This window comes from Siccibacter turicensis LMG 23730 (assembly GCF_000463155.2).
GTDB classification, from domain to species: Bacteria; Pseudomonadota; Gammaproteobacteria; order Enterobacterales; family Enterobacteriaceae; genus Siccibacter; species Siccibacter turicensis.
The window spans coordinates 1-15,171 of record NZ_AWFZ01000028.1; the positions used below are offsets into that span (position 1 = coordinate 1).

The following is a 15,171-nucleotide window of genomic DNA, read 5'->3' on the forward strand; positions in this document are numbered from 1 at the left end:
CGATGCTGATATAACATGGGGTTGGCATAGTAATGCTCCTTGCTTGTGTATGAGTGAAAGAACTTCACCGGATACAAAGCAAGATGCGTGCCAGTTTTTATATAACTGAATTTAAAGGACTTTATTTTTAACGGGCGCGGCGGCAGGCCGGTTTTGCGCAAGATGTTGCGCGAACTGCGCATTTCGTTTGCAGACATTGCGCAAAAAGTTTTTTATGCCAGAAACTGAGCAAGAAGTTGCGCAGAATGCGCAAAAATATCGTCTGGCGCATCAGCCCACCCGTTCAGACGGGCTAAAAACGTTAAACATTCCTGGAAATGCCAAACCGTGAAGCCGAAGGGTTGTATCAGGCACGGGTCTGGGCCAGACTGAAATTTCTGTTTCAGTTACCCGTAAGGAGATGATGAATGCGTACGAATCGTCAGGCACGTCAGTTACTGAACCTGGAGCACTGGAACTCCAACAGCCGTAAAGCCAGCTCGCCGGACGGCAGCGGCAAGCCCATTCGTAAAGGCAGCGGCCGCAAGAAAAAAGCGTAACGTAATGAAAGAAAGCCCACTCCGGTGGGCTTTTTGTTGTCTGCGCGTTCGCTCCCCCCCTGCGTCTTTCCCCTTCCTTTCCTGTCATATGCACTATGGTTAGTGTTGATTTCACGATGACATGGAGCCGCTATGAAACTCAGTCCACTTGTTCTGCTTGCTACCGTTGCCCTTGCCGGGTGTCAGACCGGCCGTTCGCCGTCCAACGTTACCGCCCCCGGCGCGCCCACCACCACCAAAACGCAGGCGCTGGAAACCGGCGCGACGGTGTTGCAGTCCCGCCCGCCGGTGGAGGCGATCAGCGCCTGGCTGGATGGTTTTCACTTCTATAACGGGGATCGCAACGGCCAGATGGAAGCGCATCATTACGTGACCATTCTGAATGAGGACGTGATGCAGGCGGTGATCTACGACGGAAATACCAAAGACGCCAAGCTGATGGGCGTTGAGTACATCATCAGCGAACGGCTGTTTAAGACCCTGCCGCCGGAGGAGAAAAAACTGTGGCACAGCCACCAGCATGAGGTGAAATCCGGCAGCCTGGTTGCGCCCGGTCTGCCACAGGCCGCTGACCATGCGCTGATGGAGAAAGTGGTCAACACCTACGGTAAAACCTGGCATACCTGGCATACCGACCGGGACAAAACGCTGCCGCTCGGCATCCCTGCCCTGATGATGGGCTTCACCGCCGACGGCCAGCTCGATCCGGCGCTGGTTGCCGAGCGCGATCGCCGGCTGGGTGTGGATACCAAAGCGATCCGCGCCGCACGCAGCGATATCGTCGCACGGCCGGTAGTGAAAGGCGCCGATGCCTGGCAGCAGGGTGACGTCATCCAGCTGCAGCGCGTGCAGGGCGGCGGCGAACATGCCCACGGTAAAACCGGGTTCTCCGCCGCCGAGCAGCGTACCGGTCAACAATAAGCCTGGCCGTAACCGGTGACCCCATGGGCGGTTACACGCTACTATCACGCTTTTGCCGTTGGGGTTGCGCGGCTCGGCTGGTTCGAGCGCAACCGGCCCCACGGCGTCCGTAAGGAAAGGAAAACAATGAATCCCTGGTTTACTGAAGTCGTCGAGGCGCACGTCGCTATTGAAGCCTGGTTAGGTCGTGGAACGGGAAGCCTGGAGGCACTCATCGCGCGGTTCAGCTCGCAGTTCACGATGATTACCCCCAACGGGGCGGCAATCGACTATGAGGCGCTCACCGCGCTGTTCACCACCCAGCGGGCGGCGCGCGACGGCCTGCGAATTGATATCGATAGCATGACGCTGATACAGGCGTGGGACGATGGCGCGGTGGTGCGCTACCGGGAGCGGCAGAGCATGCCGGGAAATGACGCCACGGCGCGCTGGTCCACCGCCGTGTTCAGGCTGGAAAATCAGCAGCCCCTCTGGCTGTCGCTGCACGAAACTCTGATCCCGTAAGGCATCGAGTTGGCCACGACGTGGCTGATGCGAGGGTGAGGCTGTTTATTGGGGTGGCGGTAACCGCCTGAATCTTTCCGAGGTTCAACCTCTTAACCCGGCGTCAGCCGGGCTATTCTTTTGAATCACGTTATCCCGCGCTATGCCTTAATTCGGCTACAGTCTCGCGCAAGTTTTCAAGACACGCCGCCGCGGCCGGCCCCGCCCTTTCTAGCGCAGGTTCGGCGTTCGCAAAATAGTCATCAATCTGTGGCGGCGTAAAGCGAAGCATGCCGGGCAGGCTGCATATGAGCGATGTGCCAAAACGGTTTTTTAGCGCATCGGAACTCTGTTCGAGCGGTGCCGTGGCGTTAATGACGGAGACGGGATCCTTAATCAACGCCACGCTGAGCGCGATAGCCAGCGTTTCCGACTGGTCGTCATCAAGGGTAACGCCAATGCGGTTAATCGTGTCTGGCAATGCCCGGAGCGTCTCAATATTCGCGCGCTCAATCAGCCGAATATAAGCGTTCCATTCGTTCGATGCAGCTATACACGATGCCGAAAAAAGCGAGAGGAGAATAAGCATGCACCGTACGATCATCTGATCACCTCCAGCGTATGATCTCCTGACAGGATGATTTTGGCGCGAACGGTAGGTTGCATGATGATGCAGCCCTCGGAAGCAAACCCCGGCAAGGCTGGTGGGACCTTTTCGCCATGAATACGAAAAGCTGAGCGCCCAAAGCTATCGCCAGCTATCTGTTTCAAAATAATGGTCATGGGTCCCTTTGAGCGTGAATGCCCGGTGATGTGATAAGTCCCGCGTGGTAAAGGTCCCATGCCCCTAACATGCTGCCGATCCGGGTTGTTTTTATTCGTCAGATTCCCCGAATAGCCTTTACCTATGAGCTTGTCGTCATGCCACAACTCGCCCGTACTTTGAGAGTATATCCATGTCATAAACTGCCCTCCTGAGCTTTCCATAAATCACAGTGAACAAGGTTACCGTCGAGATATTTCCAGGTGATTTTTTCATAAGTTAATTCGAGCACTTCACCATGATCGTGATGCTCGTAATGCGGATCTTTAACGTCCTCCATGACAGGAACAATGCAGGTAATGCGGGCATTCTCGAGAAAAACACTAAAATATTCTTCTTCCTGACCAGCGTAATTTATTCGATAAAATTTAAGCTCGGCGGAAGAGAGGCATTTCCCTGAACTCACGAATTGATAGAGGTAGGGGCTGGAGGCGTCGAGCGACTTGGTGAGAATAAAGGGCGAATGTTCCGGCGTTGCCGTGACCCTGCCTGACAGGTTGTCTACGGGAAGTGAAACGCCATGAGCCAGCGCGGTAATCTCAATACTTCCCTCACGCTGGTGCACCTCGACGGAACCTTTGACCGGGTTTCCACCGTCATCCTTCAGCCATAAATAGACCGGTATAGCTATAAAACGAACTCCTTTTCCTGTTCAGAAGAGACAATTATGGCGGTCGGGTTCCTGGTGGGGGAAACGTCGTGTGGGGATTCGTTGACCTGGATTAACAGACCGCAACGTTTTCAGATTCTGGCTGTGATGCAAAGGGGCGCGCGCAACAGACCGCTTCTGAAGCCGCCTGAAACGCCTGCCTGCCGCACTGGAAAAGGCGGCGGCGCAATTTTTACGCAGCCGCCGCGCTCCTGGAGCAAAACCGCAGGACGGCCCCTCACCCCTCACCCCTCCGCCAGCAGCGCCCGGTCTTTACCTGCGGTTTTGGCCTGGTAGAGCGCATTATCCGCGCCCTGTTTGAGCCGCAGACCATCCTGCTCCGTCACGCCCTGGGTCAGGGTGAAACACCCGGCGCTGATGGTGACGATTTGTCGGGCGAGCTGGGTGGCGCTGTGGGGAATACGCAGCGCGCGCACGTTCTCTACCGCCTGATGTGCGAAAGCCAGCGCCGCTCCGGCATCGGTATCCGGCAGGATCATCGCGAACTCCTCCCCGCCGTAGCGCGCAATCAGCGCCCCGTCCGGAATGGCGATGCGGTTTAGCGCTTCCCCGACCCGCCGCAGACACTCATCCCCCGCCACGTGTCCGTAGGTGTCGTTGTAATTTTTAAAGAAATCGACGTCCACCATGATAAGCGACAGCGGGGTGCCGTTACGCTCGGCGTGCCTGAGCTGCGTGGTCAGGGTCAGCTCAAACTGACGGCGGTTGGCCAGCCCGGTCAGGCCGTCGACCAGCGCCATGGTTTGCAGGGTATGGTTGATGCTGGTGAGCTCATCCCGCAGGGTGGCAAGCTCCACCTGATTTTTCACGTTGAGCCGCACCTGGCGGAAGACGACGCCGCCGATGACCAGCACGCCGAAGGAAAACATAATGCTCAGCACAATCTCCGGCAGGCTGTCATGCAGCCAGTTCGACCACAGCGCCGGCTTATCGTATCCGGCGGCCACCACCAGCGGGTAGCGTTGCAGCCGGGCAAAGCCGAAGATACGGTCAACGTTGTCCACCGCCGAGGTCCAGGTCGCGCTGCCGTGATCCTTCTGGGTCAGCTCCCGGGTAAACAGCGGGCTTTGGGAGAGGTTGCGGTTGATCACCGAATCCGGGAACGGCCGGACATAAATCACCGTTCCGTCGAGGTTCATCATCGCCAGCAGGTCGCGCCCCTCCAGCTCAAAGTAGTTATAAAAGTGACGGAAATAGTCGATGGTGACGGTGGCGAGCAATACGCCGTTGAAGCCCCCGGCGGCATCGTTAAGGCGCAGCGACACCGGGATAATCAGATCGTTGGTGGTCCGGCTGCGGATGACGTGGCCGATATGGATGCCGTTATGGCCGTTCTGGCGGTGGTAGCGAAAATATTCCCGGTCAGCATTATTGTTGCGTGACGGGGGATGGTCATACGAGGTGGCTTTCCAGTTCCCCTGGGCATCATAGATAAACAGCCCGTGAAGCTGGGGTAATTTGTCGCGCAGTTCTACCAGCAGCCGGTGATACTTCTCCGCGTCGATGGCGTTAGTGTCTTCGTTCGCCAGGGTGCGGCGGATGTCCGTCAGCGCCAGCTCAATTTGCAGAAAGGTATCTTCCGCCTGGCGGGCCTGCGAGATCGAGAGGTTAACCGCGTTGCGCTTGGTGTCCTCCACCGTGCGCTCCCAGGATCGGTCGAGCGTCCAGGCGCTGGTCAGGATGCCGGCAAACAGCAGCACCAGGATGAACAGCGCGATCGTCCGTCCCAGTGAGGAGTTCAGCGCCAGCGCGCCCGATATCTGTTTTGTGAGTGGCAATACGATCTCTCCCGGATTCAGCCTGACATAAGCATAACAGAGGCTGGCGATGCGACAGCTTTCCTGCGTTCCGGCGCGATGCAGGCGGCGGCGATTCACCCTGTCTGACGGCTTTTTCCCCGTAAATTTAACGTCGAATGTGACAAATATCACATCTGTGCCAGGCTTAAAGTCACCTGAAAACGACGTTCAAGGAGCCTTATATGACGACGCAAGCGAACAAATCCATCGTCTCAGCCGACTACCCCACCCCGCCATTTGCCGAGCAACCGCAGCCTGCACCGGGTCTTGCCAGCAAGATGATCCCGGTTCCGGATCACGGTGAGAAGAGCTATCGCGGCAGCGGTCGTCTGACCGGGCGCAAAGCGCTGATCACCGGCGGCGATTCAGGTATCGGACGTGCGGTGGCGATTGCCTATGCGCGTGAAGGCGCGGATGTCGCCATCAACTATCTGCCGGAAGAAGAGCCGGATGCCATCGAAGTGATTCGCCTTATCGAAGCTGAAGGCCGTAAAGCGATTGCCATTCCGGGCGATATTCGCAGCGAAGCCTTCTGTCAGCAGCTGGTGAAAGAGGCCGTCGAAAAGCTGGGCGGGCTGGATATCCTGGTGAATAACGCCGGTCGCCAGCAGTTCAATGAATCGATCCGCACCCTGTCGACCGAAGATTTTGACGCGACGTTTAAAACCAACGTCTACGCCATGTTCTGGATCACCAAAGCAGCGGTAGATCACCTGCCGCGCGGCGCTTCGATCATCAACACTTCGTCGGTGCAGGCCTACAACCCGAGCGATATCCTGCTGGATTACGCCCAGACCAAAGCCTCCATCGTGGCCTTTACCAAATCGCTGGCCAAACAGCTGGGTAAAGAGGGTATCCGCGTGAACGCGATCGCCCCAGGCCCTTACTGGACGCCGCTTCAGTCCAGCGGTGGTCAGCCGCAGGAAAAAGTGATGCAGTTCGGGGCCAGCGCACCGCTGGGCCGTCCGGGTCAGCCGGTTGAGATTGCACCGCTCTACGTCACCATGGCCTCGCAGGAGAGCAGCTTCAGCTCCGGCCAGGTATGGTGCTCCGACGGCGGTACCGGCACGCTGTAACGCACGCTTCGCATGAATCCACGTGGCTACGTATTGTAGCCACGTTTTTTTTGGTGCCCGACAAAGACGACAACACGTGAAAAATAAAAACTATCACTCGCCCGTCAGGCAGGACGGGTTCGCCGGGCTGGGCGACTATGCTGCCATTGGGGAAGGACGATCGGTGGCGCTGATTGCGCCGGACGGTTCCATTGACTGGTGGTGCGCCCCGAACCTTGATTCCCCTCCGCTGTTTGACCGCATCCTCGACCCTGGCATTGGCGGCTACTTCCAGCTGGTGCCGGCGCTGCCGTATTGCGTTTCCCGTCAGTACCGCGAAGACAGCAACGTGCTGGAGACCCGCTTTGAGACGGAAACCGGGTCGGTGCTGATCACCGAGTCGCTGAACAGCACGCTTGCCGGCAGGCTGCCCTGGAGCGAACTGGCCCGCCGCATCGACGGTATTGAGGGCCACGTGACGCTGAACGTCAGCCTGCGTTTCGGTACCGCTGCCGAGACGCGCTCCCCGTGGATGGCGAACACCTTTAAGGGCGATGTGTTTCACATTGCCGATCTGATGGCGATGCTGCGCACCAGCAATGACATTGAGATTACCCACTGCGACGATGAAAAAATTACCGCCCAGCTGATGACCTCGCCGGGGTCACGCTCGCTGGTCGCCCTGCTGGTTACCGAGAAAGAGCCGCTGGCGGTGCCGGATCTCTCTGCCATCGACGACCGCATCGAAACCAGCCACCTTGCCTGGTGCGACTGGACCCGCAGCCTCAGCTACCACGGTCTCTACGACAAACACGTCAAACGATCCGCGCTGGCGCTGAAGTTTCTCTGGTACTCCCCGACCGGCGCGCTGGCGGCGGCGGCCACCACCTCGCTGCCGGAAGGCATTGGCGGGGAGAAAAACTACGACTACCGCTATGCCTGGGTGCGCGATGCCTGTCTGATCATCAAAGCGTTCGTGTTCCTCGGTGCGCTGGAGGACTGCAAAGCCGCCTTCTCCTGGCTGTCAAAAACCATTATTCGCCACGGGCCTGAGCTGCGCGCCTGCTATACGCTTGAGGGCGACGAGGTGCCGGCCGAGTACTATCCGCCGCTGCGCGGGTATCGGGATTCCCGCCCGGTGCGGGTGGGCAACAACGCCCGCAACCAGATCCAGCTCAGCATGTACGGCGACATGCTCGCCACCGCGCAGCTGTTTATTGAGGCGGGACACGTGCTGGATCTCGCCACCTCGCGCCTGCTTGGCGAACTGGCGAACTGCTGCGCCGACAGCTGGCGGCAGAAGGACTCCGGCATCTGGGAGTTACCGGACGAGCAGCACTATACCCACTCGAAGATGGCCTGCTGGCTGGCACTGGATCGCGCCGTGGCGATGGCGGAACAGAAGCACATCGAACCGACCTGGGTCGGGCGCTGGCAGCGCGAGCGCGATCGGATCCGCGACTGGATCGAAACCCACTGTTGGTCGGAGAAAAAACAGGCCTACGTGTTTTACGTCGGGGACGACGAGCGGCTGGATGCCGCGCTGACGCTGGTGCACGACTACGGCAACAGCGTTAACCCTCAGCGCATGCTGGCTACCTATCGCGCCATCAAAGCGGAGCTGGGACACGACACGCCGATGCTGTACCGCTACAGCGAGGTGGAAAAGGAAGAAAGCACCTTTGTCGCCTGCTCGTTCTGGCTGGTGGAAGCCCTCGCCGCGATGGGGGAAACCGACGAGGCCCAGGCGGCCATGACCGGGATCCTGGAGAGGATCTGCGACCGGGGCAATGTTGAAACCTTTAACGAGATGTTTGATGTGCGTACCGACGAGTGGCGCGGCAACCTTCCTCAGGGGCTGAGCCATCTGGCGCTGATCTGCGCCGCGCAGGCGCTTTCGGAAAAATGCCGCGCCACACGCGACTGACGCACGCGTAGCTAAGGAGAAGACGATGACCATCAGAGGTATCGAACATATTGGTATTACCGTCGCCGACCTCGCCGGGGCGGAGCGGTTTTTCATCGAGGCGCTGGATGCCAGCGTGCTCTACCGCATCGTGCCGCCCGGCGCGGCGGACAACACCATCAGCGGCGACCAGATGACGCGGCTTAATGGCTTTCCCCCGGAGATGCGGGTTACCGGCCTGGCCATGCTGCGTCTCGGCAACGGCTGCAATATCGAGCTGTTTGAGATCGATCCCGGCGTGGCGGACGCGCCCGGAAATATCAGCCAGGCGGGCCTGAACCACCTGTCGGTTTACGTGGACGACATTCAGCAGGCCGGCGCACGGGTAAAAGCACAGGGCGCTACGCTGTTTGACGGGCCGAGCGACTGCTTTGCTCAGGAAGAGGGCCGCGGCAACCAGACCTGGTTCTGCCGCACGCCTTTTGGCCTGCTGATTGAACTCATCTCCCTTCCCTCGCCGCTTCGCTACGATGCGCAGGCGCAGCAAACCCGCAGGATCCCCCAGCGCTGACAGGCCTCTCCCACGCGGGCATCGCCCGCGTTGTCATACCCTCGTCACCGTCCTGACAAAAATTAACAATAAATTTTCATTTTTCAGCCAGACTTTAAGCACATAGCGTCGCCATGACATTTATTTTCGTCTAAACCTATACAAGAAAAACATTGATGTATAACTTTGCATACCGCTGCACACAGGCTCAGACTGCGACACCCGTTGCGGGTCAGCGCTATTTCCATTTCATCTGCGAGACGCCGGGTACCAACCATGACAAGACCCTTTGAAACACATCCCGGTCACGACGGGGAACTGCATGAGCTGCACGCTGCCCTGCAACGTCGCCTGGATGAACTGCTGCCCGTTGGCGATGAACGGGATCGGGTCAGCAGCGCAATGCGCGAAGGCGTACTGGCACCGGGGAAGCGCATTCGCCCGCTGCTCCTGATCCTCGCCGCCCGCGACCTCGGCTGCGATCGCGACCACCCCGGCCTGCTGGATATGGCCTGCGCGGTGGAGATGGTCCACGCCTCGTCGCTGATCCTCGATGATATTCCCTGCATGGATAACGCGGCGCTCCGGCGCGGTCGTCCTACCATTCATCGCCAGTATGGTGAAGACGTGGCAATTCTCGCTGCGGTAGCGTTGCTCAGCAGCGCCTTTGGCGTGATGGTCGCGGCGCAGGGATTGTCTCCCGAGTGCCGTAGCCAGGCGGTGGCAGAGCTGTCGATGGCGGTCGGTACCCAGGGTCTGGTACAGGGTCAGTATAAGGATCTGCGTGAAGGCACCGCCCCGCGCAGCGCCGAGGAGATCGCCACCACCAACGAACTGAAAACCAGCGTGCTGTTTGGCGCCACGCTGCAAATTGCGGCCCTGGCGGCAGGCGCCTCGCCGGCGGCGCGCCAGAAAATGCGCTGCTTTGCGCAGGATTTAGGCCAGGCGTTCCAGCTGCTGGACGACCTGGCGGACGGCCATGCCGGGACCGGCAAAGACATCAATAAGGACGCGGGTAAGTCCACGCTGGTGGCGATGCTCGGCAGCGACGCGGTGCGCGAGCGGCTCGACACCCATCTGCGCCGCGCAGACGCCCATTTTTCACGCGCCTGCGGAAAAAACCAGGCCACGCGACGCTTTATGCACGCCTGGTTTTCCAAACAGCTGGCCGCGTTTAGCTGAGCAACGGATACACCCCGGTAATATTTGTGGAGATCACATGAAGGACGCGCATCTGGTTCAGCGTAAAAATGACCACCTGGATATCGTGCTGCACCCTGACCGGGCGATGAGTACCATTCGCACCGGATTTGACGCCTGGCGTTTTGAACACTGCGCCCTCCCGGAGCTGGATCTCGACGGTATCGATCTCTCCACCACCCTGTTTTCCCGCCCGCTGAAAGCCCCGGTGCTGATCAGCTCCATGACCGGCGGCGCGGCGCGCGCCAGAGACATTAACCGTCATCTGGCCCAGGCGGCGCAAACCCTCGGGCTGGCGATGGGCGTCGGTTCCCAACGCGTGGCGCTGGAGGACGGCGCGCAGCACGGGCTGGATGCCCAGCTACGCCATATCGCCCCGGACGTGCCGCTGCTGGCTAACCTTGGCGCGGCGCAGATCCGCGGTGCGCAGGGGCTGGACTACGCCCGGCGCGCGGTGGACATGATCGACGCCGACGCGTTAATTGTGCATCTGAACCCGCTGCAGGAGGCGCTCCAGGGCGGGGGCGATCGCGACTGGCGCGGCATCCTCAACGCCATTGCGCAGCTGGTGCGCGACCTGCCGGTACCGGTGGTGGTTAAAGAGGTGGGCGCCGGGATCTCCCCGGACGTTGCCTGCCGGCTGGCGGACGTCGGCGTGACGATGATCGACATCGCCGGCGCGGGCGGCACCAGCTGGGCGGCGGTGGAAGCTGAACGCGCCCCAACCCCCGAGGCGCGAAACGTGGCGATGGCCTTTGCCGACTGGGGCATTCCTACTGCCGATGCGCTGCGTCGCGTCCATCTTGCGCTGCCTGATATCCCGCTTATCGCCTCCGGCGGCATCGCCAACGGCATTGACGCAGCGAAAGCCATCGCGCTGGGTGCAGATCTGGTGGGCCAGGCCGCGGCGGTGCTGGCGCATGCCAACGCCTCCGGCGACGCGGCAATTGCCCATTTCCGCACCCTGATCGCGCAGCTGCGGGTCGCCTGTTTCTGTACCGGCAGCGCAAACCTGAAGGCGTTGCGACACGCCACGCTGCTTCCGGTCAACGGCGGCGCATCCCTGTGACGCAGTACGGCGCCTTATACCGGGGAGCGGTATGAAAAAATGGGATCTGATTCTGGTCGGCGCGGGGCTGGCCAACGGGCTTATCGCCTGGCGACTGAAGCAGCGTCATCCGACGCTTGCCGTGTTAATGCTGGAGTGCGGCGACGCGCCCGGCGGAAACCACACCTGGTCCTTTCATCAGCACGATATCACGCCAGCCCAGCACGCCTGGCTGGCACCGCTGGTGGCCCATCGCTGGGACGGATACGACGTCCACTTTCCGGACGTGTCGCGTACCCTGCACGACGGCTACCTGACCATCACCTCCACGCGTTTTGCCCAAGCGATGCGCGGGCTGATGAAAGAGAACCTGCTGACAAACGTGACCGTGTCACGGGTGATCGGTCAGGAAGTGGCCCTCAGCGACGGACGACGCTTTACCGCCGGGGCGGTGATTGATGGCCGCGGCTATCAGCCCTCGCCGCACCTTAGCATTGGCTATCAGGCGTTCATCGGCCAGGAGTGGCAGCTGGCCGCGCCCCACGGGTTAACGCGCCCGATCCTGATGGATGCCCGCGTCGCCCAGGGCAACGGCTACCGCTTTGTCTATACCCTGCCGCTCAGCGCCGACACCCTGCTTATCGAAGACACGCACTACATTGATGGCCCGACGCTCGACGCCGATTCAGCCCGCGCGCGAATTGCCGATTACGCCCGTCAGCAGGGCTGGCAGCTTGCGCGGCTGGTGCGTGAGGAACAGGGGGCGCTGCCGATTACCCTGTCCGGCGATCCGGCCGCCTTCTGGCACCAGTTCCATCATCAGCCGGTCAGCGGCCTGCGCGCCGGTCTGTTCCATGCCACCACCGGCTATTCGCTGCCGCTGGCGGTTCGGCTGGCGGACCGCATCGCCAACGCGCCGGGACTGCATCAGGGCGCGCTCTATCAGCTGATCGCCGATTTCGCGGCGCATCACTGGCAGACACAACGCTTTTTCCGACTGCTTAATCGCATGCTGTTCCTGGCCGGCACACCCGACCAGCGCTGGCGCGTGATGCAGCGGTTTTACCAGCTTGACGAGCAGCTGATCGCCCGCTTTTATGCCGGCCAGCTTCGCTCCGCCGACCGCGCGCGCCTGCTGCTTGGCAAACCGCCGGTGCCGATTGTCGGGGCGATCAAAGCCCTGCTCCACACTCATTCTTCTCTGCGAGCCCATCATAAATGAAACAAACCATTGTAATTGGCGCCGGGTTCGGCGGACTGGCGCTGGCGATTCGCCTCCAGGCGGCGGGCATTCCTACCACGCTACTGGAGAGCCGCGACAAACCCGGCGGCCGCGCCTATGTCTATGAAGATCGCGGCTTTACCTTTGACGCGGGTCCCACCGTCATCACCGATCCCTCCGCCATTGAGGAGCTGTTCACCCTCGCCGGAAAACGGCTGGAGGACTATGTCGAGCTGATGCCGGTGACGCCGTTCTACCGCCTGTGCTGGGAAGACGGCAAGGTTTTCGACTACGCCAACGATCAGGCGGCGCTTGAGTCGCAGATCGCCGCCTTTAACCCGAACGACGTGGCGGGCTATCACCGCTTCCTCGACTACTCCCGGGCGGTGTTTGCCGAAGGCTATCTGAAGCTCGGCGCGGTGCCGTTTCTCTCGTTTCGCGACATGCTACGCGCCGGCCCTCAGCTGGCGCGACTGCAGGCGTGGCGCAGCGTGTACGACAAAGTGTCGGCCTACGTGGAAGACGAGCACCTGCGCCAGGCATTCTCGTTTCACTCGCTGCTGGTGGGCGGCAACCCGTTCTCCACGTCTTCTATTTACACCCTGATCCACGCCCTGGAGCGGGAATGGGGCGTCTGGTTCCCGCGCGGCGGCACCGGTGCGCTGGTTCAGGGCATGGTGAAGCTGTTTCAGGATCTTGGCGGCACCCTCACCCTTAACGCCCAGGTTGAGCGGCTGGAGACGGTGGACAATCAGGTGAAGGCCGTGCATCTGGTTAACGGGCAACGGCTGGAAGCCGCGGCGGTGGCCTCGAACGCGGACGTGGTGAATACCTATGCCCGACTGCTCGGCCATCACCCGCACGGCGCCGCTACGGCCAAGAAGCTGAAACGCAAGCGCATGAGCAACTCGCTGTTCGTGCTCTATTTTGGTCTGGATCACCATCACACCCAGCTGGCGCACCACACCGTCTGCTTTGGCCCGCGCTATAAAGCGCTAATCGATGAAATTTTTAGCGCCGACACCATTTCGGAAGACTTTTCGCTCTATCTGCATGCGCCCTGCGTGACCGACCCGTCGCTGGCCCCGCCGGGGTGCGGCAGCTACTATGTGCTCGCGCCGGTGCCGCACCTCGGTAACGCCCCGCTCGACTGGAGCGTGGAAGGGCCGCGCCTGCGGGATCGCATTTTTGATTATCTCGAAGCGCGCTATATGCCGGGGCTGCGCTCCCAGCTGGTGACGCACCGCATGTTCACGCCGGAAGATTTTCGCGATACGCTCGATGCCTGGCAGGGGTCGGCGTTTTCGCTGGAGCCGATCCTCACCCAGAGCGCCTGGTTCCGGCCGCACAACCGCGACAGCGTGGTTGACAACCTCTACCTGGTCGGCGCCGGAACGCATCCCGGCGCTGGCGTGCCGGGCGTGATCGGCTCCGCCAAGGCAACGGCCCAGTTAATGTTAAAGGATTTAGCGTAATGTCCCAGCCGCTTCTCGAACACGCCAGCGCCACCATGACCGCCGGTTCTAAAAGTTTCGCCACCGCCTCAAAGCTGTTTGACAAACGCACCCGGCGCAGCGCGCTGATGCTCTATACCTGGTGCCGCTATTGCGACGATGTTATCGACGGACAGGTGGCGGGTTTTGCTGCCCCGACCGAGCAGAGCGACACGCCCGAGGCGCGCCTGCAGCGGCTGCGTAAGATGACGCGCCGCGCCTACGACGGGGAAACCATGCAAGAGCCGCCGTTCGCCGCGTTTCAGGAGGTTGCCCTCGCCCATGCCATTCCGCCTACTCAGGCCTTCGACCACCTGGAAGGCTATGCGATGGACGTGCGCAACGAGCGCTATTACAGCCTCGATGATACGCTCCGCTACTGTTATCACGTGGCGGGCGTGGTCGGCCTGATGATGGCCAGGGTGATGGGGGTGCGGGACGAAGCCACGCTGGATCGCGCCTGCGATCTGGGTATTGCCTTTCAGCTCACTAATATCGCCAGGGATATCGTTGACGATGCGCAGGTGGAACGTTGCTACCTGCCGCAGCAGTGGCTGGCGGAAGTCGGACTCAATGAACAGACCTGCACCGTGCGGGCCAACCGTCCGGCGCTGGCGCGTCTGGCGGCGCGGCTGGTGACCGAGGCTGAGCCCTATTATCAGTCAGCGCTTGCCGGGCTGGGGGATCTGCCCCTGCGCTCCGCCTGGGCGATTGCCACCGCGCACGGGGTGTATCGTGAGATCGGGGTGAAGGTGCTGATGGCGGGTGAAAAAGCCTGGGATACCCGCCAGGGCACGACGCGCACGGAGAAGCTGGCGCTGGTTATTTCCGGCGCGAAGCAGGCGATGGCTTCCCGGAAGGCGAGCTGGCCGCCGCGCGATCCGCACCTCTGGCAGCGCCCGCGCTAGCGGGTCTGCCGTTACGTTCGCGCAGCACCGCCTGCAGCTTGTCCACCGGTGGGGCGTAGATAAACCCGAAGGAGACGCACCCTTCGCGCCCCCGCACCGCGTGATGCAGCCGGTGCGCCATGTAGAGGCGGCGCAGATAGCCGCGGCGCGGCACGTAGCGGAACGGCCAGCGCTGGTGGACTAAACCATCGTGAACGATAAAGTAGATCACGCCGTAGCCGGTCATTCCCGCGCCAATCCACTGAAGCGGCCAATACCCTTCGCTGCCCGCGTAAATCAGCGCAATGGCCAGCAGCGCAAACACCACCGCATAGAGATCGTTACGCTCAAACGCCCCTGTGCGCGGGGTATGGTGCGAGTGATGCCAGCCCCATCCCCAGCCGTGCATGATGTACTTATGTGCGAACGTTGCCACCCCTTCCATGATGATGATAGTCAGTAGCACGATCCCGGTATTCCACAACGCAAGCATAGGTTTTTCCTGTAGTTGACAGCCCCTAAAGCGTAGCCTGGAATGCCAGGAAACATAAGCGTAACCTCGGGGATAATGCGCT

General features: G+C 60.8%; 17 protein-coding genes. 11 read left to right on the forward strand and 6 right to left on the reverse strand.

What is annotated here, in order from left to right; all coding sequences use genetic code 11:
- The coding region (locus DW58_RS21335) for a hypothetical protein (protein ID WP_035894725.1) at positions 1-197 on the reverse strand (197 nt) is incomplete at its 3' end.
- A 210-nt stretch (positions 198-407) separates the two neighbouring features.
- Between DW58_RS21335 and DW58_RS20840 the strand changes: the two genes are divergently transcribed.
- The 3 genes from DW58_RS20840 to DW58_RS04455 all read left to right on the forward strand — a co-directional run bounded on the left by DW58_RS20840 (position 408) and on the right by DW58_RS04455 (position 1,964).
- A complete protein-coding gene (locus DW58_RS20840; protein WP_106878085.1) occupies positions 408-539 on the forward strand; it encodes a 30S ribosomal protein S22 in 132 nt (43 codons plus the stop codon).
- A 132-nt stretch (positions 540-671) separates the two neighbouring features.
- A complete protein-coding gene (locus DW58_RS04450; RefSeq protein WP_024550989.1) occupies positions 672-1,460 on the forward strand; it encodes an OBAP family protein in 789 nt (262 codons plus the stop codon).
- Between the two features lie 126 nt (positions 1,461-1,586).
- Positions 1,587-1,964, forward strand: a complete 378-nt coding sequence (locus DW58_RS04455; RefSeq protein WP_024550988.1) for a DUF4440 domain-containing protein — start codon at positions 1,587-1,589, stop codon at positions 1,962-1,964.
- A 130-nt stretch (positions 1,965-2,094) separates the two neighbouring features.
- Here DW58_RS04455 and DW58_RS04460 read toward each other — a convergent pair whose 3' ends face one another.
- The 4 genes from DW58_RS04460 to DW58_RS04475 all read right to left on the reverse strand — a co-directional run bounded on the left by DW58_RS04460 (position 2,095) and on the right by DW58_RS04475 (position 5,214).
- Positions 2,095-2,532 carry a hypothetical protein gene (locus DW58_RS04460; RefSeq protein WP_235047740.1) on the reverse strand — a complete coding sequence of 146 codons (438 nt, stop codon included), beginning with the start codon at positions 2,530-2,532 and terminating at the stop codon, positions 2,095-2,097.
- A gap of 11 nt (positions 2,533-2,543) precedes the next feature.
- Positions 2,544-2,906 (reverse strand): tlde1 domain-containing protein, encoded by a 363-nt coding sequence (locus tag DW58_RS04465; RefSeq protein WP_024550986.1) that lies wholly within the window; start codon positions 2,904-2,906, stop codon positions 2,544-2,546.
- On the reverse strand, positions 2,903-3,397 hold the full coding sequence (locus DW58_RS04470) for an Hcp family type VI secretion system effector (RefSeq protein ID WP_024550985.1): 495 nt from the start codon (positions 3,395-3,397) through the stop codon (positions 2,903-2,905). Before DW58_RS04470 ends, DW58_RS04465 begins: the two co-directional genes overlap by 4 nt.
- A gap of 263 nt (positions 3,398-3,660) precedes the next feature.
- Complete coding sequence (locus tag DW58_RS04475) at positions 3,661-5,214, reverse strand: sensor domain-containing diguanylate cyclase (protein ID WP_024550984.1); 1,554 nt, start codon at positions 5,212-5,214, stop codon at positions 3,661-3,663.
- 203 nt (positions 5,215-5,417) lie between these two features.
- Between DW58_RS04475 and DW58_RS04480 the strand changes: the two genes are divergently transcribed.
- From DW58_RS04480 to crtB, 8 genes are all read left to right on the forward strand, one after another.
- Entirely contained in the window at positions 5,418-6,311 is an 894-nt protein-coding gene (locus DW58_RS04480; RefSeq protein ID WP_024550983.1) for an SDR family oxidoreductase, read from the forward strand.
- 76 nt (positions 6,312-6,387) lie between these two features.
- Positions 6,388-8,217, forward strand: coding sequence for a glycoside hydrolase family 15 protein (locus DW58_RS04485; protein ID WP_024562555.1), 1,830 nt, complete (start codon positions 6,388-6,390; stop codon positions 8,215-8,217).
- A gap of 25 nt (positions 8,218-8,242) precedes the next feature.
- The gene (locus DW58_RS04490) at positions 8,243-8,767 is read left to right on the forward strand and encodes a VOC family protein (RefSeq protein ID WP_024550465.1); all 525 of its coding nucleotides are present in this window, start codon (positions 8,243-8,245) and stop codon (positions 8,765-8,767) included.
- A 255-nt stretch (positions 8,768-9,022) separates the two neighbouring features.
- Positions 9,023-9,928 carry a polyprenyl synthetase family protein gene (locus DW58_RS04495; protein WP_024550464.1) on the forward strand — a complete coding sequence of 302 codons (906 nt, stop codon included), beginning with the start codon at positions 9,023-9,025 and terminating at the stop codon, positions 9,926-9,928.
- 37 nt (positions 9,929-9,965) lie between these two features.
- Complete coding sequence (gene fni, locus DW58_RS04500) at positions 9,966-11,015, forward strand: type 2 isopentenyl-diphosphate Delta-isomerase (protein WP_024550463.1); 1,050 nt, start codon at positions 9,966-9,968, stop codon at positions 11,013-11,015.
- Between the two features lie 31 nt (positions 11,016-11,046).
- Positions 11,047-12,216 (forward strand): lycopene beta-cyclase CrtY, encoded by a 1,170-nt coding sequence (gene crtY, locus DW58_RS04505; RefSeq protein WP_024550462.1) that lies wholly within the window; start codon positions 11,047-11,049, stop codon positions 12,214-12,216.
- Entirely contained in the window at positions 12,213-13,691 is a 1,479-nt protein-coding gene (locus DW58_RS04510; RefSeq protein ID WP_024550461.1) for a phytoene desaturase, read from the forward strand. Before crtY ends, DW58_RS04510 begins: the two co-directional genes overlap by 4 nt.
- Positions 13,691-14,617: a 15-cis-phytoene synthase CrtB gene (gene crtB, locus DW58_RS04515; protein WP_024550460.1), complete on the forward strand. Its 927-nt coding sequence runs from the start codon at positions 13,691-13,693 to the stop codon at positions 14,615-14,617. The genes DW58_RS04510 and crtB overlap by 1 nt, the downstream gene beginning before the upstream one ends.
- Here crtB and DW58_RS04520 read toward each other — a convergent pair.
- Positions 14,532-15,089 carry a sterol desaturase family protein gene (locus tag DW58_RS04520; RefSeq protein ID WP_024550459.1) on the reverse strand — a complete coding sequence of 186 codons (558 nt, stop codon included), beginning with the start codon at positions 15,087-15,089 and terminating at the stop codon, positions 14,532-14,534. The two genes, crtB and DW58_RS04520, sit on opposite strands and share 86 nt — an antisense overlap.
- Between the last annotated feature and the right edge of the window lie 82 nt (positions 15,090-15,171).

What these genes read in the sequence shown, in the direction of transcription:
- DW58_RS20840 (WP_106878085.1), top strand. Translation starts at nt 408, where the DNA reads ATGCGTACGAATCGTCAGGCACGTCAGTTACTGAACCTGGAGCACTGG.
- DW58_RS04495 (WP_024550464.1), top strand. Translation starts at nt 9,023, where the DNA reads ATGACAAGACCCTTTGAAACACATCCCGGTCACGACGGGGAACTGCAT.
- DW58_RS04520 (WP_024550459.1), bottom strand. Translation starts at nt 15,089, where the DNA reads ATGCTTGCGTTGTGGAATACCGGGATCGTGCTACTGACTATCATCATC.
- DW58_RS04510 (WP_024550461.1), top strand. Translation starts at nt 12,213, where the DNA reads ATGAAACAAACCATTGTAATTGGCGCCGGGTTCGGCGGACTGGCGCTG.
- crtB (WP_024550460.1), top strand. Translation starts at nt 13,691, where the DNA reads ATGTCCCAGCCGCTTCTCGAACACGCCAGCGCCACCATGACCGCCGGT.
- fni (WP_024550463.1), top strand. Translation starts at nt 9,966, where the DNA reads ATGAAGGACGCGCATCTGGTTCAGCGTAAAAATGACCACCTGGATATC.
- DW58_RS04480 (WP_024550983.1), top strand. Translation starts at nt 5,418, where the DNA reads ATGACGACGCAAGCGAACAAATCCATCGTCTCAGCCGACTACCCCACC.
- DW58_RS04455 (WP_024550988.1), top strand. Translation starts at nt 1,587, where the DNA reads ATGAATCCCTGGTTTACTGAAGTCGTCGAGGCGCACGTCGCTATTGAA.
- DW58_RS04460 (WP_235047740.1), bottom strand. Translation starts at nt 2,532, where the DNA reads ATGCTTATTCTCCTCTCGCTTTTTTCGGCATCGTGTATAGCTGCATCG.
- DW58_RS04450 (WP_024550989.1), top strand. Translation starts at nt 672, where the DNA reads ATGAAACTCAGTCCACTTGTTCTGCTTGCTACCGTTGCCCTTGCCGGG.
- crtY (WP_024550462.1), top strand. Translation starts at nt 11,047, where the DNA reads ATGAAAAAATGGGATCTGATTCTGGTCGGCGCGGGGCTGGCCAACGGG.
- DW58_RS04465 (WP_024550986.1), bottom strand. Translation starts at nt 2,906, where the DNA reads ATGACATGGATATACTCTCAAAGTACGGGCGAGTTGTGGCATGACGAC.
- DW58_RS04490 (WP_024550465.1), top strand. Translation starts at nt 8,243, where the DNA reads ATGACCATCAGAGGTATCGAACATATTGGTATTACCGTCGCCGACCTC.